The sequence below is a fragment of the Aminobacter carboxidus genome (assembly GCF_014863355.1).
GTDB lineage: Bacteria > Pseudomonadota > Alphaproteobacteria > Rhizobiales > Rhizobiaceae > Aminobacter > Aminobacter carboxidus.
On sequence record NZ_JACZEP010000011.1, the window covers coordinates 18817 to 45192 of the forward strand.

At 61.9% G+C, this 26376-nt stretch carries 20 protein-coding genes and 3 pseudogenes; 10 read left to right on the forward strand and 13 right to left on the reverse strand.

All coding sequences use genetic code 11. The features are described from left to right. Positions 1 to 21: 21 nt before the first annotated feature. From IHE39_RS24645 to IHE39_RS24655, 3 genes and pseudogenes are all read right to left on the reverse strand, one after another. A pseudogene (locus IHE39_RS24645) lies at positions 22 to 2796 on the reverse strand (Tn3 family transposase); the annotation flags it as partial. A 2-nt stretch (positions 2797 to 2798) separates the two neighbouring features. After that, positions 2799 to 3944, reverse strand: a pseudogene (locus tag IHE39_RS24650) (IS701 family transposase); the annotation flags it as partial. A gap of 129 nt (positions 3945 to 4073) precedes the next feature. Continuing rightward, positions 4074 to 4946: a LysR family transcriptional regulator gene (locus IHE39_RS24655; protein WP_192568317.1), complete on the reverse strand. Its 873-nt coding sequence runs from the start codon at positions 4944 to 4946 to the stop codon at positions 4074 to 4076. Between the two features lie 159 nt (positions 4947 to 5105). Between IHE39_RS24655 and IHE39_RS24660 the strand changes: the two genes are divergently transcribed. Beyond that, a complete protein-coding gene (locus tag IHE39_RS24660; RefSeq protein WP_192568318.1) occupies positions 5106 to 5825 on the forward strand; it encodes a hypothetical protein in 720 nt (239 codons plus the stop codon). A gap of 278 nt (positions 5826 to 6103) precedes the next feature. Here the strand turns inward: IHE39_RS24660 and IHE39_RS31165 are convergent. Both IHE39_RS31165 and IHE39_RS24665 read right to left on the reverse strand, forming a co-directional pair. After that, positions 6104 to 6289, reverse strand: a pseudogene (locus IHE39_RS31165) (helix-turn-helix domain-containing protein); the annotation flags it as partial. Positions 6290 to 6361: 72 nt separating this feature from the next. After that, positions 6362 to 6865, reverse strand: a complete 504-nt coding sequence (locus tag IHE39_RS24665) for a hypothetical protein (protein WP_192568319.1) — start codon at positions 6863 to 6865, stop codon at positions 6362 to 6364. A gap of 304 nt (positions 6866 to 7169) precedes the next feature. Here IHE39_RS24665 and IHE39_RS24670 point away from each other — a divergent pair, with 304 nt between their 5' ends. After that, positions 7170 to 7424: a type II toxin-antitoxin system RelE/ParE family toxin gene (locus tag IHE39_RS24670; protein WP_246485632.1), complete on the forward strand. Its 255-nt coding sequence runs from the start codon at positions 7170 to 7172 to the stop codon at positions 7422 to 7424. Between the two features lie 335 nt (positions 7425 to 7759). Here the strand turns inward: IHE39_RS24670 and IHE39_RS24675 are convergent, their stop codons facing one another. The 8 genes from IHE39_RS24675 to IHE39_RS24710 form a co-directional block, all read right to left on the reverse strand. Beyond that, the gene (locus tag IHE39_RS24675) at positions 7760 to 8929 is read right to left on the reverse strand and encodes a Gfo/Idh/MocA family protein (RefSeq protein WP_192568321.1); all 1170 of its coding nucleotides are present in this window, start codon (positions 8927 to 8929) and stop codon (positions 7760 to 7762) included. 11 nt (positions 8930 to 8940) lie between these two features. Beyond that, a complete protein-coding gene (locus tag IHE39_RS24680; RefSeq protein WP_192568322.1) occupies positions 8941 to 9993 on the reverse strand; it encodes a sugar phosphate isomerase/epimerase family protein in 1053 nt (350 codons plus the stop codon). A gap of 58 nt (positions 9994 to 10051) precedes the next feature. Beyond that, entirely contained in the window at positions 10052 to 10351 is a 300-nt protein-coding gene (locus IHE39_RS24685; RefSeq protein ID WP_133036892.1) for a putative quinol monooxygenase, read from the reverse strand. A gap of 4 nt (positions 10352 to 10355) precedes the next feature. Next, complete coding sequence (locus IHE39_RS24690; protein ID WP_192568323.1) at positions 10356 to 11291, reverse strand: ABC transporter permease; 936 nt, start codon at positions 11289 to 11291, stop codon at positions 10356 to 10358. Next, positions 11284 to 12858 carry a sugar ABC transporter ATP-binding protein gene (locus tag IHE39_RS24695; protein WP_192568324.1) on the reverse strand — a complete coding sequence of 525 codons (1575 nt, stop codon included), beginning with the start codon at positions 12856 to 12858 and terminating at the stop codon, positions 11284 to 11286. Before IHE39_RS24695 ends, IHE39_RS24690 begins: the two co-directional genes overlap by 8 nt. Beyond that, a complete protein-coding gene (locus tag IHE39_RS24700; protein WP_192568325.1) occupies positions 12855 to 14021 on the reverse strand; it encodes a levoglucosan dehydrogenase in 1167 nt (388 codons plus the stop codon). Before IHE39_RS24700 ends, IHE39_RS24695 begins: the two co-directional genes overlap by 4 nt. 107 nt (positions 14022 to 14128) lie before the next feature. After that, complete coding sequence (locus IHE39_RS24705) at positions 14129 to 15250, reverse strand: substrate-binding domain-containing protein (RefSeq protein ID WP_192568326.1); 1122 nt, start codon at positions 15248 to 15250, stop codon at positions 14129 to 14131. A gap of 45 nt (positions 15251 to 15295) precedes the next feature. Beyond that, positions 15296 to 16108 carry a sugar phosphate isomerase/epimerase family protein gene (locus IHE39_RS24710; protein ID WP_192568327.1) on the reverse strand — a complete coding sequence of 271 codons (813 nt, stop codon included), beginning with the start codon at positions 16106 to 16108 and terminating at the stop codon, positions 15296 to 15298. A gap of 187 nt (positions 16109 to 16295) precedes the next feature. Here IHE39_RS24710 and IHE39_RS24715 point away from each other — a divergent pair, with 187 nt between their 5' ends. From IHE39_RS24715 to IHE39_RS24750, 8 genes are all read left to right on the forward strand, one after another. Then, positions 16296 to 17648 (forward strand): ROK family protein, encoded by a 1353-nt coding sequence (locus IHE39_RS24715; protein ID WP_192568328.1) that lies wholly within the window; start codon positions 16296 to 16298, stop codon positions 17646 to 17648. Positions 17649 to 17658: 10 nt separating this feature from the next. Then, entirely contained in the window at positions 17659 to 18690 is a 1032-nt protein-coding gene (locus tag IHE39_RS24720) for a substrate-binding domain-containing protein (RefSeq protein WP_192568329.1), read from the forward strand. A 55-nt stretch (positions 18691 to 18745) separates the two neighbouring features. Beyond that, the gene (locus IHE39_RS24725) at positions 18746 to 19612 is read left to right on the forward strand and encodes a helix-turn-helix transcriptional regulator (protein WP_192568330.1); all 867 of its coding nucleotides are present in this window, start codon (positions 18746 to 18748) and stop codon (positions 19610 to 19612) included. A gap of 91 nt (positions 19613 to 19703) precedes the next feature. Continuing rightward, positions 19704 to 22679, forward strand: a complete 2976-nt coding sequence (locus IHE39_RS24730; RefSeq protein ID WP_192568331.1) for a xanthine dehydrogenase family protein molybdopterin-binding subunit — start codon at positions 19704 to 19706, stop codon at positions 22677 to 22679. Continuing rightward, a complete protein-coding gene (locus IHE39_RS24735; RefSeq protein WP_192568332.1) occupies positions 22676 to 23503 on the forward strand; it encodes an FAD binding domain-containing protein in 828 nt (275 codons plus the stop codon). The genes IHE39_RS24730 and IHE39_RS24735 overlap by 4 nt, the downstream gene beginning before the upstream one ends. After that, positions 23491 to 24003 carry a (2Fe-2S)-binding protein gene (locus tag IHE39_RS24740; RefSeq protein WP_192568333.1) on the forward strand — a complete coding sequence of 171 codons (513 nt, stop codon included), beginning with the start codon at positions 23491 to 23493 and terminating at the stop codon, positions 24001 to 24003. The genes IHE39_RS24735 and IHE39_RS24740 overlap by 13 nt, the downstream gene beginning before the upstream one ends. Beyond that, positions 23996 to 25513 (forward strand): AMP-binding protein, encoded by a 1518-nt coding sequence (locus IHE39_RS24745; RefSeq protein ID WP_192568334.1) that lies wholly within the window; start codon positions 23996 to 23998, stop codon positions 25511 to 25513. Before IHE39_RS24740 ends, IHE39_RS24745 begins: the two co-directional genes overlap by 8 nt. A gap of 38 nt (positions 25514 to 25551) precedes the next feature. Beyond that, on the forward strand, positions 25552 to 26358 hold the full coding sequence (locus IHE39_RS24750) for an enoyl-CoA hydratase/isomerase family protein (RefSeq protein WP_192568335.1): 807 nt from the start codon (positions 25552 to 25554) through the stop codon (positions 26356 to 26358). The last annotated feature ends 18 nt before the right edge of the window (positions 26359 to 26376 follow it).

The following is a 26376-nucleotide window of genomic DNA, read 5'->3' on the forward strand; positions in this document are numbered from 1 at the left end:
CGAATGTCGACACGTCCAGCCTTATGCCGCTCGTGCAAACCCCCTCGGCAGGCGTAGCGGCATATATCCATCGACGAGATCGCGAGGTTCGCCCCAGGAATAGATGCCGGTGAGGTTGATATGCTCCCAACCAAGAGGCGAGACGTGTTTCAGCACATTGTCTGGGATAGTTCGTCCCCGTTGGCGGAGATGTTCGACGGCGCGGCTGAGGTACACCGTGTTCCAATGGACGATCGCACTGACCACCAGGTTGAGGCCGGACGCGCGGAAGGCCTGGCTGTCAAAGGAGCGGTCGCGGATCTCGCCGCGTTCGTGGAAGAAGACGGCGCGCTTGAGCTTGTGCGCGGCCTCGCCCTTGTTGAGCCCGGCCTGGCATCGGCGGCGCAAGGCCGGGCTCGAATACCATTCGATCATAAACAGCGTGCGCTCGAGACGGCCGAGTTCCCGCAATGCCTTGGCAAGTTGGCTCGGATTCGGTGACGCGGCCAGCCTCTTGAGGATGGTTGAAGGAGCGACGGTCTTGGCTTTGATAGAAGCCGCCAAGCGTAGCATCTCATCCCAGTATTCGAGAATAAGGCCGGTGTTGATTGGGACCCCGACGTGCTCCTTGAGGACAGGGTAGACATCGGCCTTCTCGAAGGTGTGGAACTTGCGGTCCTTGAGATTGCGCAGCCGCGGCGCAAACCGTCTTCCGATCAGAGCGAACAGGGCAAAGACGTGATCACTGGCGCCGCCAGTGTCCGTAAAGAGCTCCTCGATGTCGAGGATGCTGTCATGATCGAACAATCCGTCGAGCACATAGGCCGCCTCGCTCTCGGTCGGGCTGATAGGCAGGATGCTGAAATACCCGTACTGATCCGAGAGATGGCTGTAGAATTTGGAGCCCGGTTCGCTGCCGTAATGCAGATTTACGTCGCCGAGCTTGGCTGCACGGTCGCTTGCTCGGAAGAACTGCCCATCGGCTGATGCCGTGGTTCCGTCGCCCCACAGGCGGGCGTAGGAGTGAAGGGCATGGGCATTAGTGATGCAGGCCTGCGCCGCCCGGTAGGTCTCCGGCCGTGCGTGAAAAATACGCATCCAGCTGATCTGGTGAGGGGTGATACCCTTGGAGGCGGTGGCCATGCGCTTAGGGCCGAGATTGGTGGCATCCGCGAGAACGCCGGCAAGCATCGCAGGAATATTGCGCGGCGGCTCGGTCGTGCGAACATGGGTAAAGTGATCCGCAAAGCCGCTCCATGCATGCATGTCGGTCAGAAGGTCGGGGACTTCGACCAGCGGATACATGCTGTTCAATTCCCAATTCAACTCCTCGGCTTCCGCGGGCACGCCGCTTAAAAGCGGCGCCACAATGAGCTTTCCGGCGACCAGCCGCACGCCCTCCAGTTTTCCGTTGCGGGCACGGTACGCCAGCCGTTTGAGATTGAAGTCGAGGAATTGCCGGATTTCGGCAAGGTAGGTGGCGCCGTCATTCTGCACGCCGAGATCGAGCCCGTCCGCACCCTTCAGGGCAACGAACTCTGGCTGAGGCATCAGATGCGCGTCGATCGGGCGGAATGCACGACTGCCCTCGACCCAGATGTCGCCGGAGCGCAAGCGATCGCGCAGAACAGCCAGCGTGGCGATTTCATAGAGGCGCCGGTCGGGCCTGCCTTCACTGAAGATCAGTTTGCGGGTCTGCTCGCCGAGGTGAGCGACCGGCACGCGATCAGGAAGCACGCGCCGACCGTCTTCATTCAGCGATTTCAACAACTCGATTGCGGCAAGCAATGGATCGTGCCGTCGTGATGAGCGGAAACTGAAGGTTCGCAGGAAATGGGCAGCGTATTTGCGCACATTGGCATAGCGCTCGGCGGCCAGGATCAGTGGATCGGGATCGGCATCCTTGACCATGGCTTCGATCATCGGCTTTGCCTGCAACAGCTTGTACCAGCCGACTTCCCGATCGAGGACGTCAATCGCATCCTTTCCGGTTTCATTGGCAGCGACCAGGGCACGCAACGTGTCGCGGAAAAGCCGAAGCGCCTTGGCGGTATCACGGCGGGCTTCGCCATGACGCTGCTTTTTCTGATTGTTGGCCTGCGAAAAGAGGCGGCCGATCAGCTTGCTGAACATTGTGACCGCGGCGTCGGTGAGCTCGTGGCCCAGCTTGACAAGTTGCGCGACGATCGTGGCTCTGCGCCGGCCCGCATTGAAGTCCGCCGCCAGCCAGGCAGGCGTCGCATCGCCCTCTCGCACCAACTGGTTCCAGCGCTCAGCGTGGATGCGGCCTTGCAAGCGGGGATCTACCGCCAGGGTACGCAGGAATTCCAGACGGTCCATCAGGCCCAACAGGTTGTCGGCGCCTGGAGCCTCCGGTGCCGATCGCAGCCAGTTGAACCGGGTTTGACCGATGACCGGATCAACTTTCAGGAGGCGATCGAATGTCTCAAGTTGGTCGACCGAAAATCCCGCAAGCAAGGCTGTTTCCGCCTGCCGCCTGGCGATGGCGCGTCCTGCCAGTCCGATTTTTTCGATCGCGTGAACTGATGGCAGCAGCGCGTTGCGCTTGCGGAATTCATTTGTGACAGCGGTTGCGATCGGCAAGCCCTTATCCGCCACCATGGCGGCTTCGATCGCAGCAAGGAGGGCGGCGCGGCGGTCCTCGCGGGTTGCAGCCCTCATACCGAGATATTCCGCCAGATGGCGGCTGTGTTCGAAGCGGGTCTGAGATCGTCGCGAATAAAGGGCAAATTCCCGGGGGTCTATGCCCAATTGCTCGGCCACGTAGGCGAGCACGGCTGCTGGTGGATGCTCGTCTAGGCGATCATCGTCATCAGAGCATGCCGGTGCAGTCCTTGCCACGATCGGCCTTCGAAGTGATCGAGGCCAAGTTCCTCTTTCATCTGCTGATGTGCCTGCTCGCAGACCCATCGCGCCTTGATGGCGGCCGCTAGCACTTTCAATGTCGCATCGGCCGGCAAGTTGGACAGGTAGTATTTGCGCTCGTCATTTGATCGCCATTCGCCGACCAGCCAAGCTTCCTCGCCCGGCATGTGCTGCTGTCCCTTATCAAGAATGCGTTGCGGCGTGCCGTCGGCGATCCGGATGCGCAGTGCGGCGAAGCGTGCGGTCAGACGTCCTTTTGTGCCGCGGCGCCAACTGACCTTATTCCAGCTCGCAGGTGCCAACATCGTTTCGGCGGCAACCGACAGGGTGTTGGGGATCGAATGCTTGCGGGGACGACCATGACCAGAGACGGGAAAGATCAATCCGACATCATCGGGATAGACCTTCTGATGCTTAGGGATACCGACCGCCCAGGTGAGGCCACGTCCACTTAGCCCCTGCCGGAAAGCGGCTGACAGGCCGTAACCTGCGTCAGCCAGCACTGTGCCAAACCGGACACCAGTCACGATCAACCGATCGATCTCGGCAAGGGCAATCTCCGGCTTCGTGCGAGATATCCGCATGCCGTCCGGAACCCCAGCCTTGGCCATGCGCTCCTGATCGCCGATCCAGCTCTCTGGTAGGAACAGACGCAAGCCAACCGGAACAGGAACCTCGTCTCGCGCAAGCGTCACCGACACCAGCGTCTGGCAATTTGCTCTCTTGCCCAGCGTCGAGGCGTATTGCGGCGCGACCCCGACCGAGTGATCGCCCTTCTTCGGAAGGCCGGTATCATCGACCACCAAAAACGCATCGGATGCACCAACAATCCTGTCAGCCTGCAGGGCAAGCTCGGTCTCAAGAGGCGCTGCATCCCAAACGCCATCGGAAATAAAGTGGTGGAGGCGGTCGTACTGGCCTGGAGCGAACCGTTCCGCCATTGGCTCGATGCTCTTGCGGTCACCGGGACCGATGAGCCCCGATACATAAAGCGGGCACATCTGCCGTCGCTTCTTGTGTCCAAGCTTCTCCAAAAATGGCCGCAAAAACTCTGAAAGCTCTGTCTCCCAATCTGTCATGTCGCGCCCTCGCTGAAAGAGAGCTTGGATCATCTCAAACTAGCCTTGCCCGAATCTGCCAAAGTAGTGCTAGTCTGAGCCCTAAGTGCAGAATGATACACGATGGGCGACTGTCGATTGCCGAACTCACTACGCTTGCGTTCGCATCATCTCGCGGATCAGATCGTTTGTTTCTGCTCTCGTCGCTTGGTGCCGATATCGAAGGGCCCAAACAGTTCTAGATATTTCAAGGCCATCGATGGGTTTCGACACCAAGCCGATGTCTGAAGGAATAGCTGTGACTGGCAGGATCACCGCACCCGATCCCTGCCGGGCAAGATCGACTAACCAATCCACGCGATTTGACCGATAGGCCGCGTAAAGTTCGTGACCATGATCCGCGCAGGCTCCATGCAAAGTATCCCGCATTTCGCAATTCAGTCGGTCAAGCATGTCAGTTTCAGCAAGTGTCGAAAGAGAAATCGTCTTTAGTTCAGACAACGGATGCGACTTTGACACGACGACCCTATAGTCCTCTTCATAGAGATGATCTATACGATAGAGGTCTTCACTGACCTTGTCCGAGGTGACGACAACGTCAAGGTCACCATCTCGCAACGCGGCAAGAAGCCCGGAGGATGACGCAACGATCAATTCGATTTCGGCTTGCGGCACTCGCTTGCGCATACGCTCCATAGCTGCCGAAATTCTGCTGTGGCCAATCGTTTCGCCGACACCGACAGAGAGTGGCACCCGCTCCAAACGCATATGACGGACCGCCTCGGCCTTCGCCCGTCGCGTCTCGTCGTATATCTTCTGGAGCCTCGGCCGCATGAGTTTTCCGAGGGCCGTCAGCCTGCAGCCCGCACGGTCTCTGACAAACAGCTCACCTCCAAGTTCGCCTTCAAGTTTCTTGATCGCCGTCGTTAAGGAAGGCTGGGAGACATTGGAAGCACTGGCTGCGTGGGTGAAGTTTCGGTGCTCGCAGACAGCAAGAAAATACCTGATCTGGTTCATTTCCATTGCCGCATTCTCCGTCACATCTCCGGCACTACCTCATACCAACTTCGATAGTCCATGTCTATCGAAGAATAGAATTTCGGAATTGGAATGTGATGTATCCGGCATGGGACAAGAGTGCATCGAGAACAAGCACGATGCACTTCAAAGCAGACGCCGACCATGAAAACGCGAATTCTTCAGGCACTCGGCGCACTGGCTCTAATCACAACTTCTTCAACTGCACAGGACAGCCCAATGGAAAATCATGCTGCCAGCTACATCACCATGCCCGCCGCCGAAGGCCAGACCGGAGCCTTCGCGGAGTTTCTGACTAGCGCCGCGCCCATCGTGGGGGAAACAGAGCCGGGCACTGTACTTTGGTTTGCTTTGCAAGCCGACGATACGCTCGCAATCTTTGACATCTTCGCAGATGAAGAAGCACGCGACGCTCACTTCTCAGGAGCGGTTGCTGCGGCTCTGAACCAAAACGCCGACGCGTTGGTCGACGGAGGATGGGACGACGGTGTTGTCGCGAATATCAACAACTCCGATGTCCTGTCGGCAAAGGCGCCGGTTGATCTCTACACGGCAACGACCGCAACTTACATCAAGCTCGAAGCCGCTCCAGGTAAAGGCCCCGAATTGGCAGCCTTGCTGACCGCCGCCGGCCCCATCGTCGCAGATACCGAACCCAAGACATTGTTCTGGGCGGCGCTGCAGATTGACGAGAGCAACTTTGCCATCTTCGACATCTTTGCCGACAACTCTGGCCGCGAAGCGCACTTTGCCGGACAGGTCGCCGGACTCCTGAATGCAAAGGCTTCAGAGTTGGTCTCAGGCGGATGGGACGACGGTGTGGTGGCAAACGTCCGCAATTTCGACATCCTCGCTGCCAAGTAATCTTGAGTTGCTTTGAGAAAGAAGTACCCGGTGCAACCCATCGGGCGCTTCGCTGTTTTAATTGAGATCACGCCAAAGCTGCCGACTGCGACGGCCTGTCGGGCGGCGATAAAGACCATATCGGCATTTTCTGGTACCGAAAGAGAGGCTGCTGCGTGTTCCGGGATAGAGATCTCGTCACAAAGGAAGGCAAATTCAGTGGCGACATCCGTCTGCCGCTCGAAACCGTTAGACCAACGCAGAACATGAGGACCGACAACGAAAGTCTGGTCTGCCCGCCGGACAAGCAAACCTAGCTGTACCATCGTACCACAGAGGCCGTGCACGGTGCTCTTGGGGAGGTTCGTCTCTCTGGAGAGCTCCGAAACGGTAAGGAACCGCCTTGAGGAACTCACAAGATCCAAAATCTCGGCAGCCCTTTCGACCGCCGGGACCAGCTTTTGCACCGACTTGTCTTGATCCATGTCACACCAGCATCCGTTTTACCCAGCTATAGGTATCAACGGCACTGAACACAACCGGTAGAAATGCTCTGCCTAGGCTGGAAGCAACCATGCTGGCGCTTCGTCTTGAACAAGAAGCGAACGAGGAGCGGAATCGACCGAGCTGCTGTCGGAACTTTCCAGATTTCCGAACAGGTTCTGGGGCAGATAAAGATGGAGCATTTCCAAGGAGCCGGAGTGGATATGGAGATATTTGACTGCCACACCCCGCGGGCAGATGCAGGCGGATCCTGGCCGGGAAAGGAACTTCTGTTCCGGTCCATCCGCCCGCCTTCTGATCTTGGCGAAGCCCGAAAGCGCTATGATGACTTCGTTCACCTGCTGTACGAAGGCGGTGCAGTGGAGATCTTCGTGCCGCCGAACTTCCGCTGTAACCGAACTACCCCACCCCCGGTCAACAGATGAGGCAATCAACCTGCTGCCGCCCAGTTCATATTTGCTGCCGAGCATGACTCCAGTTTTGTTCGCCGACCCGAGAAATCCGGTTTCGCGCGCAGGGTTTGGCGCGATGTAGCTGGTATGGGGGTTAGTCGGCATCTGCAATTATCCTCCCCGCTCGTCTGCCTTCACGGACGGCAACCACTCCTCCCCGAGCGAAACCACTGCCGACGTGCCTGTGTGAAAACTTCGTAACATACCTGCATCGAAGCGTACAGTGACTAGCATTCAGGCGGGGTAGCGGAAGAGAACCGGTTTCCGGCGGGAGGTGAACTGAGGGGTTGTCTAATTGTTGATTTCCACTGAGAGCTGATGGAGTGGATGCTCCCTCCCGACGGCATCGCAATGTGCCAGAGTGATGTTCGCCAAAACGTCACTTAGAGGAGAGAGCATCTACACCGAAATGGGTAAAGTGCAGCCGCGGAGCGCGGAGCGATACTTCGCCAATCTTCGCCGTAAGGCAGAATTGCTGCTCGAGCACCCGGGTATAGGCGAGCGCCACCCTGAAGTATTCCGAACCGCTCGGATGTTGGTCAAAGCACCCTATGTTATCCTCTATGAGACAAGGCCCGACGCAGATGACGGCCCCATTCATACCGTCGAGATCGTCCGAGTGGTAGACGGACGGCGTGACCTCTCCGCGCTGTTTAAGATCTGATGGGTTGAAGGCAAAGTTTCAAACGCACTTGAACGGACACGAGCCTGCGCCCCATTCATCAGCCCCCCCCGAAATAGCTGAAACTGCTAGTACTGGCGTCCAGATCGGTGGTCCGGCGTAAGATTTAATTATGGAACTTTAAACTCTCAGTAGCAAAGACTCAATTTGAGCCCTGAATGAGAATGCGCCCCTGCCGTAGCCGCGGCTTTGATGCGACACAAGCGTAGGAATCCCTCGTCGTCGACTTGCATGACATCGCTCTCGCATATGGATCAAGACGATATGAGTCTAGGGCCGAGCTCCCTAAACGTCTCACACTTTGGGGTTTACTCGAATCAAGCCTTGACCCAGGCGCCATTGCGCTTGGACGAGTCTATGCAGGCCTCGACGAAAGCCACGCCCTTCACGCCGTCCTGGACGCTCGGATAGAGCACGTCCGGTTCCACTTTCTCGCCCTTGCGCTTGGCGATAATGGCGCGGGCGGCTTCGGTGTAGATGGTGGCGAAGCCTTCGAGATAGCCTTCCGGGTGGCCGCCCGGAATGCGGCTGACGCGGCCGGCGGCGGCATTGGCGCCGGCGCCGTTGCGGGTGATCAGTTGCTTCGGCTTGCCGAGTTCGGCGACCCAGAGATAGTTGGGGTCCTGCTGCGACCATTCGATGCCGGCCTTGGTGCCGTAGACGCGGACCTTTAGCGCATTTTCATTGCCTGTCGCCACCTGGCTGCACCAGAGCATACCCTTGGCGCCGCCCTTGAAGCGCATCATCACATGGGCATTGTCGTCGAGCGCGCGGCCGGGCACGAAAGTGTGGACGTCGGCGGCGAGTTCTTCGAGTTCGAGGCCCGAGACGAAGCAGCCGAGATTATAGGCGTGGGTGCCGATATCGCCGGTGGAGCCGCCCGCGCCGGACTGCTTGGGATCCGTGCGCCAGGCCGCCTGCTTCTGGCCGGACTCTTCGATCGGCTCGGCCAGCCAGTCCTGCGGATATTCCATCTGCACCAGCCGGATCTCGCCCAGTTCGCCCGACTTCACCATTTCCCGCGCATGCCGGATCATTGGGTAGCCGGTATAATTGTGGGTGAGGATGAACAGCGCGTCCGATTCCTGGGCGACCTTCAGGAGCTTCTTGGCGTCGGAGAGGTTGGAGGTGAGCGGCTTGTCGCATATCACATGAATGCCGCGGCGCAGGAATTCCTTGGCCGCCGGGTAGTGCAAGTGATTGGGCGTGACGATTGAGACGGCCTCGATGCCCTTCTTGATCTTGGCCTCGCGGATCGCCATCGACCGGAAGTCATCATAGATGCGGTCCGATGCGAGGCCGAGTTCGGCGCCCGACTGGCGGGATTTTTCCGGCGTCGAGGACAGGGCCCCGGCCACCAGTTCGTAATGATCGTCGATGCGGGCGGCGATGCGATGCACCGCGCCGATAAAGGCGCCCGACCCGCCGCCGACCATGCCCAAGCGAATGCGGGCTTTGCGCTTTTCCGTACTTCCTTCGATAGCCATGCCTTATCCCCTCAGATGCCCAGCATGCGGCGGTTAGCGGCATCATCCGTGCCGGCGCCGGCGAAATCGTCGAACGCCTTCTCGGTGACGCGGATGATATGGGCTTTGACGAATTCCGCGCCTTCGCGGGCGCCGTCTTCGGGATGCTTCAGCGCGCATTCCCATTCGACTACCGCCCAGCCGGCGAAATCATTGGCGGCCATCTTGGAGAAGACAGCGCCGAAATCGACCTGGCCATCGCCCAGCGACCGGAAGCGGCCTGCGCGGTTCACCCAGCCCTGATAGCCGCCATAAACACCCTGGCGACCGGTCGGATTGAACTCCGCGTCCTTGACGTGGAACATCCGAATGCGCTCTTTGTAAATGTCGATGTTATCCAGATAGTCCAGGCATTGCAGCACGTAATGCGAGGGATCGTAGAGCATGTTGGCGCGCGCATGGTTCTTCACACGCTCCAGGAACATCTCGAAAGTGATCCCGTCATGCAGGTCTTCGCCGGGATGGATCTCGTAGCAGACATCGACGCCCTGCTCATCGGCAAAATCCAGGATCGGCGTCCAGCGGCGGGCCAGCTCGTCGAAGGCGGTTTCAACCAAGCCGGCCGGGCGCTGCGGCCAGGGATAGAGGAAGGGCCACGCGAGAGCGCCCGAGAAGGTCGCCATCGCGTCGAGGCCGAGATTTCTCGAAGCGGTTAGGCAGAGCTTGACCTGCTCGACGGCCCATTCCTGGCGCGCCTTGGGAGTGCCCCGCACCTCCGGTGCGGCGAAGCCGTCGAAGGGTTCGTCATAAGCGGGATGGACCGCCACCAACTGACCCTGGAGATGCGTGGAGAGTTCGGTGATCTCGACGCCGTTTTCCCGGGCGATGCCTGCGAATTCGTCGCAGTAGTCCTTCGAGGTCGCGGCCTTCTTGAGGTCGATCAGCCGAGCATCCCAGGAGGGAACCTGCACGCCCTGGTAGCCGATGTCGGCTGCCCATTTGGTAATGGACTTCCAGGAATTGTACGGCACCGCGTCGCCGGCGAACTGCGCGAGAAACAGGGCTGGGCCCTTGATCGTCTTCATCTCACTGGTCTCCATACCATGTGTTCAAGTCTATCTCGCACTTCGAGATGCGCGAGGTTCAGCGTCGATCGCTCAACCTGAGCAGTCGCTGTATCTCGATGGGCCTAGATAACAACGTGTCCGATTGACTTAACAACGGCTGCAAATGCGGCATTTGAAGATGTGCTTGAAAAGCATCCTCATCTATCCAGTTCTCGTAGAAAACGAAGATGCAGGGATCGCTGGCATCGATATGCAGGTTGTAGTCCATGCAGCCATGTTCGGCGCGCGTGGGCCCGACCTGATCGGTGAGAAGGCGTAAAAGCTCCTCTCGCATTTCCGGGCGGGCCGTCAGCGTTGCGATGAGAGAGACGACCATGGCCTCAGCTCCGCTTCTGGCTAAGGGCGACGGCCAGGATGATGATGCCACCGCGGGCGATCAGTTGTTGGCTGAATTCGAGCCCCATTAGGATGAGGCCGTTGTTGATGAGGCCGATCATCAAGGCGCCAACGATGGTGCCTATGACGGTCCCCTTCCCGCCGAAGAGGCTGGTGCCGCCAAGCACCGCTGCAGCGATGACCGAGAGTTCATCCCCCTCCCCGAGCTGGAAGCGGCCGGATTGAAGACGCCCCGCATAGAGCATCCCGGCGAGCGCTGCCGCGAGTGAAGAAATGACCAGTACCTTGAACTTGATCGCCTTCGTGTCGATGCCGGAATAGCGTGCGGCCGTCTCGCCTCCGCCGGTTGCCAGCACGCGTCGGCCAAAGCCCGAGCGTCGCAACACGATATGTCCGATACCACCGAGGACTGCCATCCACAGAAGCAGCACAGGGAGAGGGCCAAGGTTGCCGCCGCCAAAGAGCCACGAATAGCCGGGCGACAGGATAGGCACAGCGGCCGTCGCCGATATCCACATGGCGACGCCCTTGGCTATGCCCATCATGGCGAGCGTGGTGAGGAAGGACGGAATACCGATGCGTGTGGTGAGCCAGCCATTGAACATGCCGACGGCAAGCCCCGTGGCGATGCCTGCACCGACGCCTACGATCGGCCCGCCTGCCGCAATGCCCATCGCGACGGTAACCGTGGCAAGACCCGCGACCGCCCCAACCGAAAGATCGATCTCGCCCGCCGAGAGCACGAAGGTCATGGCGATCGCCATGACCGCGATCATCGCGGTCTGCCGCACGATGTTGAGCAGGTTGTTGGGGTTGAGGAACCCCTTGTCTGCCAGTGTTACCGCGAAGACGAGAAAGATGACGACAAAGCCGATATAGATGATGTTCTGGCGCCAGTTGGCGAAGAAGGCGTTAGCCATGGGAAACCTCCTGAACCGCAAGGGCCTTTTGGATTTCGATCTGAAGCCGCTGTTCGGCGGCCTGGAGACGATGGGCAAGGTCATCGGCGGGCACGGATGGATCTTCCAGCGCATCGCGCGGCAGATCCTGGTGCACGCGCCCGTCAGCCATGACGAGAATGCGATCACAGGCGGTCAGCAGTTCGGACAGCTCGGACGAGATCATGATGATGCCTTTGCCGGCGGCGGCGAGTTCCCGCACCAAACGGATAATTTCGGATTTGGAACCGATATCGATGCCTGCGGTCGGCTCGTCGAGGATGAGGATGTCGGGGTCGGTGGCAAGCCACTTGCCGATGACGACCTTCTGCTGGTTGCCGCCCGAAAGCGTCGAGACCGCATGGTCACGGCTCGTCGTCTTGACGCGCAGGCGCTCGATCTGTGCGTCCGTCAGGTCGTTGCCTACCTTGGTGTCGACAAGGCCACCCTTGGACAGCCTGTCGATGACGGCAAGGATCATGTTGGACGCGACCGAATGGTCGGGGATGATGCCCTGAGTGGCGCGCGCTTCCGGCACCAGGGCGACACCGGCGGCAATCGCATCGCCCGGCTTTCGGATTGTGACGGCGCGGCCCTGGATACGGATTTCGCCCCTGGCCACCGGGTCGATCCCGGCCATGACCCGCGCCAGCGACGAGCGGCCCGATCCGAGCAGGCCCGCGAGCCCCAGCACTTCGCCACGATGCAGCGTCAGGGACACGTTCTCCGGCTTGTGGCGGCCACTGACATTGTCGAGTTCCAGCAGCACGTCGCCCTTCACGGCTAAGCCGCGCTCGACGTCCGACAGTCCCTTCGAGCGCCGGCCGACGATGTGCTCGATCATCGTGTCGATCGGCAACTCACTGAGCGGTGCGGTTATGACATGCCGGCCATCGCGCAGGATCGTCGCGCGGTCAGCAATGCGGGCGATCTCGTCCATGCGGTGGCTGACATAGATGATGGCCACGCCCTTTGCCTTCAGCTTGCGCAGGAAGACGAAGAGCCGCTCGACATCGGACACGGCAAGCGCCGTCGATGGTTCGTCCAACACCAGCACGGTCGCATCCTGCGATATGGCCTTGGCGATCTCCGTCAGTTGCTTCTGGCCAGCACCGAGATCGCCAACCAGGGCCTTCGGATCGACAAAGACGTCGAGCATGGCGAATATGCCCGCCGCATGCTTTTCCGCCTCATGATCGTCGATGAGCCCCGTGCCGGCACGGTACTCTCGCGTCAGGAAGATGTTCTGCGCCACCGTCAGCGTCGGGACGAGGCTCATTTCCTGGTAGTTCATGGCGATTCCGGCAGCCCGGGATGCCTCCGGTGAATGGCTCGACAGGGCCACACCGCCGACCTCGATCGTCCCCTTGTCGGGACGATGCACTCCGTTCAGCACCTTGAGGATCGTCGACTTGCCGGCGCCGTTGCCGCCCAGCAGCGCATGGACCTCGCCGGGCATGACCTCGAAGGACACGTCGTCCAGCGCACGCACGCCGCCAAAGGTCTTTGATATGCCGGTCATCCGGACGGCAGCGACGTTGGCAGTCATCCCACCTTCTCCCACAGCCCGGTCTCACCGGAGCGAATGAGGGCGTCGGCGACGAGTTCCGTCAACAAGCCGTCCTCGAAATTGGGGCTCGGCTGCCGGTTCTTCGCGATGGCCGAGAAGAAATCATAGCATTCGACGATCTTCGTTTCCGAATAGCCGATACCGAGGCCGGGAATCGGCCACAAGCCGTTGCCATAGGGATGGGCAGGACCTGTATAGACGGTGCGGAAGCCGCGCGCATCCGCCGGGTCGTCGGCAAACATCACCTGAAGCTCGTCACGGCGTTCGTAGTTAAAGTGGATCGAGCCTTTGGTGCCATGGATTTCCAGGGTGATGAAATTGTTGCGGCCATAGGCGTTGCGGGTGGCTTCCAGGCTGCCGATTGCGCCGCCCTCGAATCTCAGCATCGAGATGACCTCGTCATCGACATCCACCTCGCCGCGTTCGGCATCTGTTGCCTTTTCCGCCGCACCGAGCTTGTCGACGCCGCCCTGCTGCAGGGGTCGGGTCTTGTTGTAGGTCGTCGTGATCGCGTTCACCTCGGCGATCGGGCCCACGAGATAATGGGCGAGATCGACGACATGGGTGGCGATGTCACCGACCGTGCCGGAGCCGGCGATTTTCTTCTGGAAGCGCCAGGAGAGGGGCGAATCCGGGTCGGCCGACCAGTCCTGCAGATAGGTGCCGCGGAAATTCAGGATCCGGCCGATGCGCCCCTCGTCGATATACTTCTTTGCGAGCGCCACGGCCGGCGTGCGGCGATAATTGAAGGCCACCATGTGAATGACGCCGGCGGCTTTCACCGCGTCATGCATCGCCCTCGCTTCCTCAACGGTGCGAGCGAGCGGCTTTTCGCAAATGATGTGCTTGCCGGCCTTGGCGGCTGCAATGGCGATCTCCGCATGCACGTTGTTCGGCGTGCAGATATCGACGACGTCAATATCCGGCCGGTTGACGACGGCGCGCCAGTCAGACGACGCTTCGTCGAAACCGTAGCGAAGGCGCGCCTCCTCGGCCATGCCGTCGGTCACGTCGACGACAACCTTGCGGTGGGGAATGGCCGGTGCGGGCCAAAAGAACATTGGCATGGAGGCATAGGCCATGGCATGCGCCTTGCCCATGAAGCCGCCACCGATCATGGCGACGTTCATCACTTTGGTCATCGGTTTTCTCCTGAAAAACGCTCGCCCCTTGGGCGCCAAGTTCGATTACCGGCAAAAGCCGGATCGTGTCGGATACGGGGCGCGAGAGGCACCCCGTATCCAGCGGATCACTGTCCGAGGCTCGTCTTGATGTTGTCGGTCGCCTCGGTGGAATAGACCGCCTTCCATCCGTCCAGCAGCGTGTCGCGCGTCACCGGAAGGGCGGGCAATGCGACAAAGGCCGGCGCGTCCTTGCCGAGCAGCGCATAGCCGGCCAGCTTGGCTTCGACGACACCGGCATCATAAGGCCGCTGCGCACCGAGCCCCTTGACGAAGCCGCCCTGGGCCATCGAGATCGCCACGTTTTCCCCGAGGTCGATGGTGGTGATGACGAGATCGTCACGGCCCGCGACGCGTGCTGCCGACATCACGCCTTCGGCCGGCACGTCCCAGACTGCCCAGATACCCTTGATGGTCGGATTGGAGGTGAGGATTGCAGATGCCGCTTTTTCCGCATCGCCCGAGAAATCGGGTCCGCCGATGCCCTGCTCTGCCACGATCTTGATATTGGGATAGTCGGAGGCAAGCGTCGCCTTGAAGGCATCATAACGCTGCTTGGTGACGAAGAAGTCAGCGGCATGGAACACGAGACCGATATCACCTTCCCCGTTCAGCGCCTTCGCCATCAGATGCGCCGAGGCCACTCCATTGCCATAGTTGTCGGCAGATACGACCGACACATAGTCCTTGCCGGCTTCAAAGCCTGTCGGCACATTGTCCATGAAGACGAGTTTTGTGCCAGCCTCTGCGGCCGCCTTGTAGGCCGCGGCCGTCGCTGTCGGATCTGTCGGGATCGAGACGATGATATCAGGCTTCTGCGCCATGATGGTCTCAAGGTCGGAGACCTGTTTTTCCGGCTTGAAGCCGGCATCGGTCACCGCAAGCACCTTGATGCCCATCGCGGCGAACTGGGTCTGAAGACCGTTGATCTGGGCGCGGGACCAGTCGTTGCCGCCGTAGTGCATGACGATCGCGGCCGTCGCATTCATGGCCTTGATCTTCGCCAGTTCCTCGTCGGTCAGGGTGACGTCGGCGGCTGGCGAGGGATCTTCGCCCGACGGCCCCTTTGACAGGACCGTCTGCTGGAGCGCGGCCAGGGCGCTGTCAGGATCGGCGAAGGCCGGCGCTGCATAGGTGCAGGCAAGCGCCAACACGGCGGCAGTGCCTAACAGGGTTCTTCTCTTCATCATCACTTTCTCCTCCCGAAAGTGGGGCATTCGCCCCGGTCGCGGCCATCAGGCCGATTTGAGATAGGTCATGCTCGCCTTCGCACCTTCGAGGGGGTCAGACCACGAGTCGAGCTCGGTGCAGACCCAGCCATCGAAGCCAACCTCCCGAAGGGCTGCGATGATGTCGTCCGTCGGCACGTCGCCGCGATCGATCGGTGTGAAGGCGAAGGGCTCCTTCTGGAAACCCTTGAGATGGACATAGGAAATGCGGGCCGCATGCTCGCGGATGAGTGCGGCGGGATCCCCTCCGGCGGCGGCGAGATGGGCCGTGTCCGGGCAGAAATGAATGCCGGTAAGCCCAAAGATCTTGCGAACCTCGGCCGGCCCCTCAACGATTGTCGAAAGATGCGGGTGGTAGTGGGCGGTGAGGCCGCGCGCCTCGGCGATTTCCGTCACGCGGTCGAGCGCGGCTGCGAGCTTGTGATAGTCGGCCTCCCGAATGCCGTCGAAGCGCTTCGCGCCGCCACCGACAACGAGGTGCGGGGCGCCGAGTTCGGCGGCGCGATCCGCTGCGCGGGTCACCCGGGCCAGCTCCTCCGGCAGGATATCGTCGAAGATGAAATTGCCGCCGGCATAGGTGGCCACAAGCGTCAGCCCGTTGTCGCCAAGCAGGGCCCGCATCTCCTTCACGGTGAAATCGAGAAGGTTGCCGTCGAAGAGCTCGACGCCCTCATAACCTGCCGACGCGATATCCGCGAAGGCCCGGCGCATGTCGCCAAAGGTGCGGTAGGCGAGATTGGTGATCGACGTGACGCCGACCGCATCTCCGCCAAGACTGCCCCAGCAGTTCGCATGATAGGCGAGCTTGAAGTTCGACATCGGCGCCTCCTCCCAGTGACCGTGTTGATGTGCGAGCTGTCTTACGTCCAAAAAAAGTGTATGTCAATTATTTAACTGCACAACTATGCATACTTTTGCTGATTTAATGCAAAAGATCGATGTTGCCAGCCGGAAGCCTCAGCCTTAATAAGGATGGAGAGGGCGAATCCGCCGGAAGGAAGAAGTCATGGCGACGATGGCAACTGCGGCGAATGACGCCGCTCCCCGCCGCAAAGGCCGGCCGCGCGTCACCGAGACCGCGGCGCCGAGCCTTGTCGAAATTCTCAATCTGGTGCGGACAGAACAGGCCACCACACGCCAGGAAATCGAGCGCCAGAGTGAACTCGGCCGCGCGGTCGTTGCAGACCGCTTGGGTACGCTTGGCGAACTCGGCCTGGTCGATGAAAGCGAACTCGGGGCCGCATCCGGTGGGCGGGCGCCGCGCCTGGTGCGTTTTGCCGCAGATCGTGGCCGCATCCTCGTTGCCACGCTCGATCAAACCGCGCTCGGCGTCGGGATTGCCGATCTTGGTGGCTCCCTGCTCATGGAGCATCACGAATCGACCGAACTCAGCCAACCGGTGTCCGCCCTCGCCGATCGTCTGATCACGCTTTTTCGCTGGATCCTGGAACGGCATTCGGACATCCAGCTCTACGGCATCTCCATCTCGGTTCCAGGCGCCGTCTCTGATGGTGCCGAGAACCTTTTCCAACGCGCCACGCCCGGCGTCCTGCCGGGCTGGGAGAGTTTTCCGCTGGTCGAAACACTCGTTGCGGCCTTCGATGCACCCGTCTGGCTCCGTTCCAGCGTCGAGACCATGACGATGGGCGAACTGCATGCCGGAGCCGGGCGCAATCAGCGCACCATGATGTTCGTCAAGGTCGGCAAACGCATCGGGGCCGGGCTGGCAAGCGACGGAGTTCTCTTTCGCGGCGCACAGGGGGCCGTCGGCCTCATCGGTTCTGTTCCCGTCACTGTCGGCGACAGGACGGGCACTCTCGAGGCGATGGCGGGGTCGGACCACATTGCCCAGGATGGGAGGCTTGCAGGAGAGAACGGCACCAGCCCGATACTTGCCGAGCTCGTTCGACGCGGCGCCGACATCACGGCGCTGGAAGTTGCCCAGGCCGCACAGATGGGAGATGCCGCTGCCATCGACATCCTGGCTCAGAGCGGCCGGCTGATCGGCCAGGTGGTCGCGACGCTCGCCAACATGCTGAACCCCGCGCTCATCGTGCTGTCCGGCTCGATCGCGCAGACGAATGACATTCTTCTCGCCTCCGCGCGGGAGGCCATCTACGGTGCCTGCCATCCGCTTGTCAGCCGCGACATGCAGATTATCCGCTCCCAGATGGGCAGCTCTTCAGGTCTTGTGGGGGCTGCGATTGTTGCGTCCGAGGGGCTGTTCGCACCACCGATGCTGAAAGACTGGATCATGGCCGGGCACCCTCGAGCGCATCCGCTTTTCCAGGAGATGAAAAAAGAAATTGCCCGGCGAAAGGTCATCAAGGGGGATATGGTCCGGCCGCCGGATATGTGAGGAGGATTGAATGACGATTGCGGGTCTCGGCCCTCATGGGGAGCGGGCATCGGCGCCCGAGCGGGTTCTGCTGCTGCCGGAGGACATGGAGCGGGCGCGAGCCAGCGGCTTGCGGGTCGCGGTAGTGCTGCACACGCTTGAGAGCGACTGGGCCAAACAGCAGCTTTCCGGCATCATCGGCATGCTCGGCAATTGCGGGGTCGCTGTCATTGACGTGATTGACTGCGCCTTCACGCCGGAGGTCCAGATCGAGGCGCTCGGGCGGCTGATCGAAGAAACACCGGATGCCATCATATCCCTGCCCGTCGCCAATTCGGAAGTGGCAGCGGCGCATGCGCGCGTGTCTGCAACGGGCATCAAGCTCATCCTGCTCGACAACGCACCGACCGGGCTTCTTCCAGGAAAGGACTACATCTCCCTCGTCTCGGCAGATAATTTCGGCCTTGGCAAGATCGCGGCTGAAGGCTTGTCGCCGCATCTGCCTGATGGCGCGGAGGTCGGCGTGCTCGGCTACGACGCTGATTTCTTCGCGACCAACGAGCGGGAAATCGCCTTCGTGAAATGGATGCAGATCCACCGTCCGGACGTCACGCTGCGAGTCCAGCGGTTTCCGGCCCTGTCGGCAGTTGCCGCAACCACGCGCACGCTTGCCGAAGCCCATCCGGATCTCGCCGGCCTCTTTGTCGTCTGGGACACGCCGGCAATAATGGCCGCCGGCGTTCTCAAAACGCTCGGGCGCAAGATTCCAATGACGACCGTAGATCTCGGCCATGCGGCGGCGATCGGGCTTGCTGCCAGCGATCCCCTCGTCGCGATTGCCGCCCAGCAGCCGTTCCGCCAGGGTGAGAGCGCAGCCTCCATTACCGTAACCGCGCTTCTCGGCAGGCCGGCCCCCGACTGGGTCGCGCTTCCCGGCCTTGCAGTCACCGCAAGCAATGTAGTGGAGTGCTTCCAGACCGTGTGGCGGGCGCCGGCACCCCAGGAAGTTCTCCGAAGGCTCAGGCTCGTCGGCCTGAAGGCTTCCGATCAACACCCGTCTTGAGCGGGCAAGCTCTTTCAAACTTGTAGTTTCTGCGGAACAACCTAATATTTAAGCAATGTCGAATGCCTTACGCATCGCACGTGGTCGCTTCGGGAGAGTGGCGCTGCTGCATATGGATCGGCCCCTGGTGCGACACGCGCATCCGCATTGCCATGTGCTGTTGAAGGTCGAGGGTGCAGACACGCAGTTTTCGGTGCGCGACCGGCTCGCGCCTCTCACGGACGAAAGCGCCGTTCTGATCAACGCCTGGGAGCCGCATGCCTATGCGCATGACCAGGCGCGACCGAAGACGGTGATCCTCGCGCTCTATATCGAGCCGCAATGGCTCGGCCATTTCCGGCCGAATTGGGCGGCGAGCCACGCCCCCGACTTCTTCGCCTCGAATGTTGGCTCGATCACTCCCGACATCCATTCGCGCACACGCACGCTGGCGGAGGCCATGGTGAAGGACCCGAACAGCGCCGAAGTGCATGAGGTGCTTCTCGGCGAGCTGATGGTCGCCGTCATCGAGCGCTTCGCCGACTGGCGGGCCATGCCCCATTCGATTCGCGATCTCGCAGCACGCCCACTGCTCGACTTTCGTATCCGCAAGGCCGTCGAGCGCATGAAGGCGGCACCTGGCGAGATCGCCGATCTCGATCTTCTTGCGACCGATATCGGCCTGTCACGGGCACATTTCTTCCGGCTGTTCGAGACCTCGATGGGTGTGACGCCTCGGGTCTTTCTCAATGTGCAGCGCCTGGAACGGGCGGTGTCCGCCGTTGCCGACGGAACGGAGAGCTTCGCGGCGATCGGCGACCAGCTCGGTTTTTCCGTGCCGGCCCACTTCTCGCGGTTCTTCCACGATCACGCCGGCTCCTCGCCGAGCAACTTTCGCACCGTAAGCCGCCTCTCAGGCGACGATTTTGAGACTCCTCGGTAAGGTCTGATACGCGACGGTATCGCCCGACTGCGGTCCCTTCTTCACCTTTCTCCCCACGGCACCCCGAAACCAACGGGTGCGGGAGGAGCACATGAAGAGTTTGGAGACGGCGGGCGGCCTGATCGGTCGGACCGTGGAACGTGTCGAGGATGCCGGACTTCTGACCGGCCGCGGCCGCTATATCGACGACCTGCCCGTCCGGCGCGACACCGCCCATCTGGCGATCCTGCGCTCACCGCATGGCCATGCCGAAATCCGTGCGATCAATACGTCTGCTGCCAGTGCCCTGCCCGGCGTCTCCGCCGTGCTGACCGGGGACGACGTTGGGCGGCTCACCCGCAGCATGACCGTGGGGGTCAAGGCGAATGTCGAATGCTGGCCGATCGCCCGGGACCGGGTACGCTATGTCGGCGAACCCGTGGCCCTCGTCGTTGCCGAGAACCGCTATGTCGCAGAGGATGCGCTCGATCTGATCGAGGTCGAGTACGAGACGCTGGCCGCCATTGTCGATCCCGAGAAGGCACTCGCAACAGACGCACCGGTCTTGCATCCCTCGCTCGGCACCAATCTCATCAACGAGCGCAGCTTTCGCTATGGCGATCCGGAAGCAGCGTTTGCGACTGCCGACCACCGCATTGCCATCCGTATAGCCTATCCCCGCAATTCCTGCACGCCGATCGAGACCTACGGTGTCATCGCTGAATACGATCCCGGTGAGGACGCCTATGACGTCACGGCGAATTTTCAGGGACCGTTCTCGATCCATGCCGTGATTTCCCGCGCGCTGAACGTGCCCGGCAACCGCATGCGGCTGCGCACGCCGCCCGATTCCGGCGGCTCCTTCGGCATCAAGCAGGGCGTCTTTCCCTATGTGATCCTCGCGGCCGTCGCCGCCCGCGTTGCAGGACGGCCGGTGAAATGGATCGAGGACCGGCTCGAACACCTGACGGCCTCCGTTTCGGCGACCAACCGTGTCACGACGCTCGAGGCAGCCGTTGCCGCCGACGGCCGCATCACAGCACTTTGCTGGGATCAACTGGAAGATTGCGGCGCGCATCTGCGCGCACCGGAGCCGGCGACCCTCTACCGCATGCATGGCAACATGACCGGCGCCTATGCGATCGAGAACGTCGCCATCCGCAACCGCGTCGTGCTGACCAACAAGACGCCGACCGGGCTCAACCGCGGCTTCGGCGGACCGCAGGTCTATTTCGCGCTCGAGCGGCTCGTGCACAAGATCGCCGACGAACTTGGCCTCGACAGGCTTCAAGTTATCCGCCGCAACCTCGTGCCGGCCGACGCCTTTCCCTATCGCACAGCGACCGGCGGGCTTCTGGATTCGGGCGACTATCAAACCGCAATCGACCGCGCCTGTGCCGAAGGCGGTCTCGATGCTCTGCGGCTGCGAAGGGATCAAGCGCGTGCCGAAGGGCGCCTTTACGGCATCGGCTATGCGACGGTTGTCGAGCCGAGCGTCTCCAACATGGGTTATATCACGACGGTGCTCACGCCGGAGGAAAGAGCGAAAGCGGGTCCGAAGAACGGCGCCCAGTCCGTTGCAACGGTGGCCATCGATCCACTCGGCTCCATCACCGTCAAGGTCGCGTCAGTACCGCAGGGCCAGGGCCATCGCACCGTTCTGGCGCAGGTCGTCGCCGAGCGGCTCGGCCTTCCCCTGGAGGCCGTGCGCGTCAATACCGAACTCGACACGGCGCGCGACGCCTGGTCGATTGCCTCGGGCAACTATGCAAGCCGGTTTGCTGCAGCCGTCGCCGGCGCTGCGGCCCTTGCCGCCGACCGTATCAGGGAGCGTCTTGCAGCGATCGCTGCAAGCCAGCTCAATGTCACGGCGGATCGCATAGACTTCAAAGCCGGAAAGCTTTTCGATCGCGACAATCCGGACAATGCCATCTCCTTCGGGCGTGTGGCGGCTGCAAGCCACTGGGCGCCAGGCACCCTGCCTGATGGAACCGGCCAGACCATCCGCGAGACGGTTTTCTGGACGCCGGAGCAACTCGAGGCGCCGACCGCTACGGACGGCATCAACTCCTCACTTTGCCATGGCTTCATCTTCGACATATGCGGCGCGGAAATCGACAGGACGACCGGCCAGGTGCGCATAGACCGCTACGTGACGATGCACGACTGCGGCCGCATCCTGCATCCCGGCATGGTCGACGGCCAGGTCCGCGGCGGCTTCGCCCAGGCTATAGGCGCCGCACTCTACGAGGAATATGCCTATGGCGGCGACGGCAGTTTCCTGACTGGTACGCTCGCCGACTACCTCATCCCGACCGTCATGGAGACGCCGGAGCCGCTGATCCTTCATCACGAGACGCCATCGCCCTTCACGCCGCTTGGCGCAAAGGGCGTCGGCGAGGGCAATTGCATGTCAACGCCGGTCTGCATCGCCAATGCCGTCGCCGATGCGCTCGGGGTCGAGGACATCCGGCTGCCGCTCTCACCGAGCCAAGTCAGCGAATGGCTCTATGGCGAGGAGCGCCCGCCGTCGAAACCTCAGGATTCGACCCCCGTCGCCACCGGCGCTTCCGGAGAACGTTTGCTGACCGGCTCGGGCTCGGCCGACGTCGTGGCCACGCGTGAGTCCGTCTGGACGATGCTGCTCGACCCGAACACGCTGAAGGCCATCATTCCAGGCGCACATGAGGTCCGAAAGGTCTCCGACACGCATTTTCGCGCCGAGGTCACGCTCGGCATCGGTCCGGTCAAGGGTCGATACCACGCCGACATCCGCCTCTCCGACATGGTGGCACCTCAAGCGGTCACGCTGTCCGGTGGCACGGAGGGCGCACTCGGTTCCGGTCGCGGCACGGGCCGCGTCACGCTGACGGAAACAGCGACCGGCACCCGCATCGACTATCGATATGAGGCCGCGATCGGCGGCAAGGTCGCCTCTGTGGGTGGCCGACTTCTCGACGGCGCGGCGCGCGTGGTGATCGGACAGTTCTTCCAGGCGCTCGCCCGTCATGCCGGCGGCGGAGGGCCTCCCAGCGCCGCCGCCGGCTTCACTCAGCGGCTTTTGAGCCTTTTCAGGAGGCGCAGATGAAGCCCGCATCTTTCGATTTCCTCTGCCCGGACACGCTGGAGGAAGCACTTGCCGCGCTCGCCGAGGGCGGCGGTGAAGCGCGCGTCATCGCCGGTGGGCAGTCTCTGGTGCCGATGCTCAACATGCGGCTCGCCCGTCCTGGCCTGCTGGTCGACATCATGCGGCTCGAGGCATTGCGCCGGATCGAAACGTCAGGCGAAGAGATCACCGTTGGCGCCGGCGTGCGGCAGGCCGAACTGGAAGCCTGGACAAATCTCTCGCGCGACCTGCCGCTTCTGGCCGCCGCCTTCCCCTGGCTCGGCCATGTCCAGACCCGGGCGCGCGGCACGGTCTGCGGCTCTGTTGCCCATGCCGACCCGAGCGCAGAGTTGCCGCTGTCCCTGGTGACGCTTGGCGGTGCCGTGAGCCTGCGCAGCCGCAAGCAGAAGCGCAAGGTCAAGGCGGACGACTTCTTTATCGGCATGATGGCGACCGATCTCGCCGAGGGCGAGATGATTGAAGCCGTGCATTTCCCGAAAGCCCGGCCCGGCAGCGGTTATGCCTTCCGCGAGATTGGCCGGAGGCATGGCGATTTCGCCATCGTCGCCTGCGCTGCCGTCGCCGACGACAAGGGATTGCGGCTCGGCATTGCCGGGGTCGATGACCGGCCGCGCGTCTTCGCCCTGCCCGCGCTCAACGACGACCAGTTCGACGATGCCCTCAACGATATCGCCTGGTCGCTGAACGCCCGCGACGACATTCACGCCAGCGCCCGCTACCGGCGCGAACTGGTCCGCAATCTCGGTCGCGAGACCCTGAAGGAGGCAAGCCGATGCCGCGCATGAACGCTGCCCAGAGGCATGTGGTCGATTTCACGCTGAACGGCCAGAAGATCCGTGCAGAAGCCGAAAACCGCATGCTGCTTTCGGACCTGCTGCGCCACGAAGTCGGGCTGACCGGCACCCATGTCGGCTGCGAGCACGGCGTCTGCGGCGCCTGCACCGTGCAGATCGACGGAAAGCCGGCACGCGCCTGCCTGACGCTTGCCCAGCAGGTGCGCGGCAGCGATGTGCGGACCGTAGAAGCGCTGGCCCCCGGTGCGGCCGAACTTTCCCCGCTTCAGGCGGCCTTTCGCCGCCATCACGGCCTGCAATGCGGCTTCTGTACGCCCGGCATCTTGATGTCGCTCGACGCGCTCTTGCGCGAGCAGCCGGACGCCGGCCGGGAAGAGATACGCGAACACCTCTCCGGCCATCTCTGCCGGTGCACGGGCTACGCGACCATCGTCGAGGCGGCGCTCGCCGCCGCGGAGGAACAACGGAAGGAGGAGACACCCAATGCTTGATCTAGGAACGAGCTTCCTGGCGAGCGTGGAGCGCGACCCGGACGCGCTCGCGATCGTCGATGAGGAGATGCGACTGAGCTATCGCCAATGGTACGACAAGATTTCGGCGCTTGCCGCGGCCCTTGACGAGACTGGCCTGAAGCGCGGAGATCATGTGCTGACTGCCATGCAGAACCGTTGGGAGAACGCGTCGCTGCACTGGGCCTGCCAGTTTCTCGGCCTGGTCGTCACGCCGCTCAATTGGCGGGCGAAGGCCGATGAAATCGATTTCGGCATCGAGGATGCCGACGCGAAGGCCGTGTTCTACGAGGCGTCGACGGAAGAGGCCGTGCGCCTGTCGCGGCTGGCGGAGGACTTGCCACAATTCTCTGCCGACGCGCTCGCCGATATCATGCAAAGAATGGCCCCCGATGTGGTGCCTGTCGCCGACCCTGCCGACTGGTCGCTGATGCTCTACACATCGGGGACGACATCGAAGCCGAAGGGCGTGCCGCGTCGCCACCGTGCCGAACGCGCCGGCGCTGTCGCCCATGTGGCGCAGAACCTTTACCGGCATGGGGAGCGCACGCTCGGCGTCATGCCGCTCTACCACACGATGGGCGTGCGCTCCCTGATCGCATCCTCGCTGATCGGTGGCACCTTCGTCTGCCTGCCGCGCTTCGACGTGGCAAAGGCGCTGGACCTGATCGAAGAGGAGAAGATCACCAATCTGTACCTAGTACCGACGCTCTACCACGACCTCGTGCATCACGAGGCATTCTCGCCTGAGCGCGTCGCCTCCGTGACCAAGCTCGGCTATGCCGGCGCCTCGATGACCGATGGATTGCTGAAGCGGCTGGACCAGACCTTCCGGCCGGACCTCTTCGTCAACCACTATGGCTCGTCGGAAATCTACACCTTCACGATCGAGCAGACGGCGACTGCGAAACCCGGCTCCGCCGGCCGCGCCGGCATCAACCAGACGATCCGCGTCGTGAAGCTCGGCAGTCGCAATCCGGACGAGCGGGCAGCCTTCGGCGAAGAAGGTGAAATCATCGCGCTGATGAAAAGTGACGAGGCCTTTGAGGGCTACTGGAAGCGGCCGGATGCGGACGCCAAGGCACTTCACGGCGGCTGGTACTTCACCGGCGACACCGGTTTCGTCGACCGGGACGGCGATCTCTTCGTCACCGGCCGGGCCGACGACATGATCATCACCGGCGGCGAGAACGTATCGCCGGTCGAGGTGGAAAGCTGCCTGTCGCTGCATGAGGGCGTCGCCGAAGTCGCCGTCGTCGGACTGCCCGACGAGCGCTGGGGCAAGATCGTCGTCGCCTTCGTCAAGCGGCGGGGGGATGTCACGGCCGAGGACCTCGACCGCCATTGCCGCGATTCCGGACTTGCCAATTTCCGCCGCCCGCGTCGCTTCGTCTTCGTCGATGCGATCCCGAAATCCCCCGTCGGCAAGCTGCTGCGCCGCCTTCTGGTGGCCGGAGAATACACCGAAGAACGCATGCCCGAACACCAGTGAGCGGCCAGACCGCCTCAAGACCCATGAAAGGACATTCCATGCCCGAACAGGCCACATTCCAGGACCCGCGTCTCGCAGAACTCGACGGCTTCACCGTCACGATCGATGCGGCTCGCCAGCGCGCTGACATCACGCTCGACCGTCCGCCTTACAACGTCGTCTCCATGCTGGCGCGCGACCAATTGCGTCTCGTCTTCGAGGCCCTCGACGAGGACGACCGCGTGCGCATCATCGTCGTTGCCGGCAAGGGCGAGCACTTCTCGTCCGGCGGCAACATCAAGGGCTTCCTCGAGGCGAGCCCGGAGCATGTCTCGCACCTCGCCTGGAACATCGCGGCTCCCACGCGTTGTTCAAAGCCGGTCATCGCCGCCAATCGCGGCTTTTGCTTCGGCGTCGGCTTCGAACTGTCGCTAGCCTGCGACTTCCGCATCGCGACCGAAACCACCCGCTACGCCTTGCCCGAGCAGAAGCTCGGCCAGATCCCGGGCTCCGGCGGCTCGGCCCGTCTTCAGAAGATGGTCGGCGTCACCCGCACCAAGAACATCGTGATGCGCTCGAAGCGGGTTACCGGCCAGGAAGCCTATGACTGGGGCATCGCATCGGAGATCGTTGCTGATGCCGATCTGGAAAAGGCCGTCGATGCACTGGTCGAGGAACTGATCGGCTTCTCGCCGCTGGCCCAGCGGACGGCGAAGAAGCTTTTGAACGATACCGACGACGCTCCGCTTTCAACGGCCATCGAGCTCGAGGGCCATTGCTACAGCCGGCTTCGCACATCAGAGGATTTCCGCGAAGGCGTGCTCGCCTTCCACGAAAAGCGCGCACCGGCCTTCGTCGGACGCTGACCACTGGCCGGGCGGGAA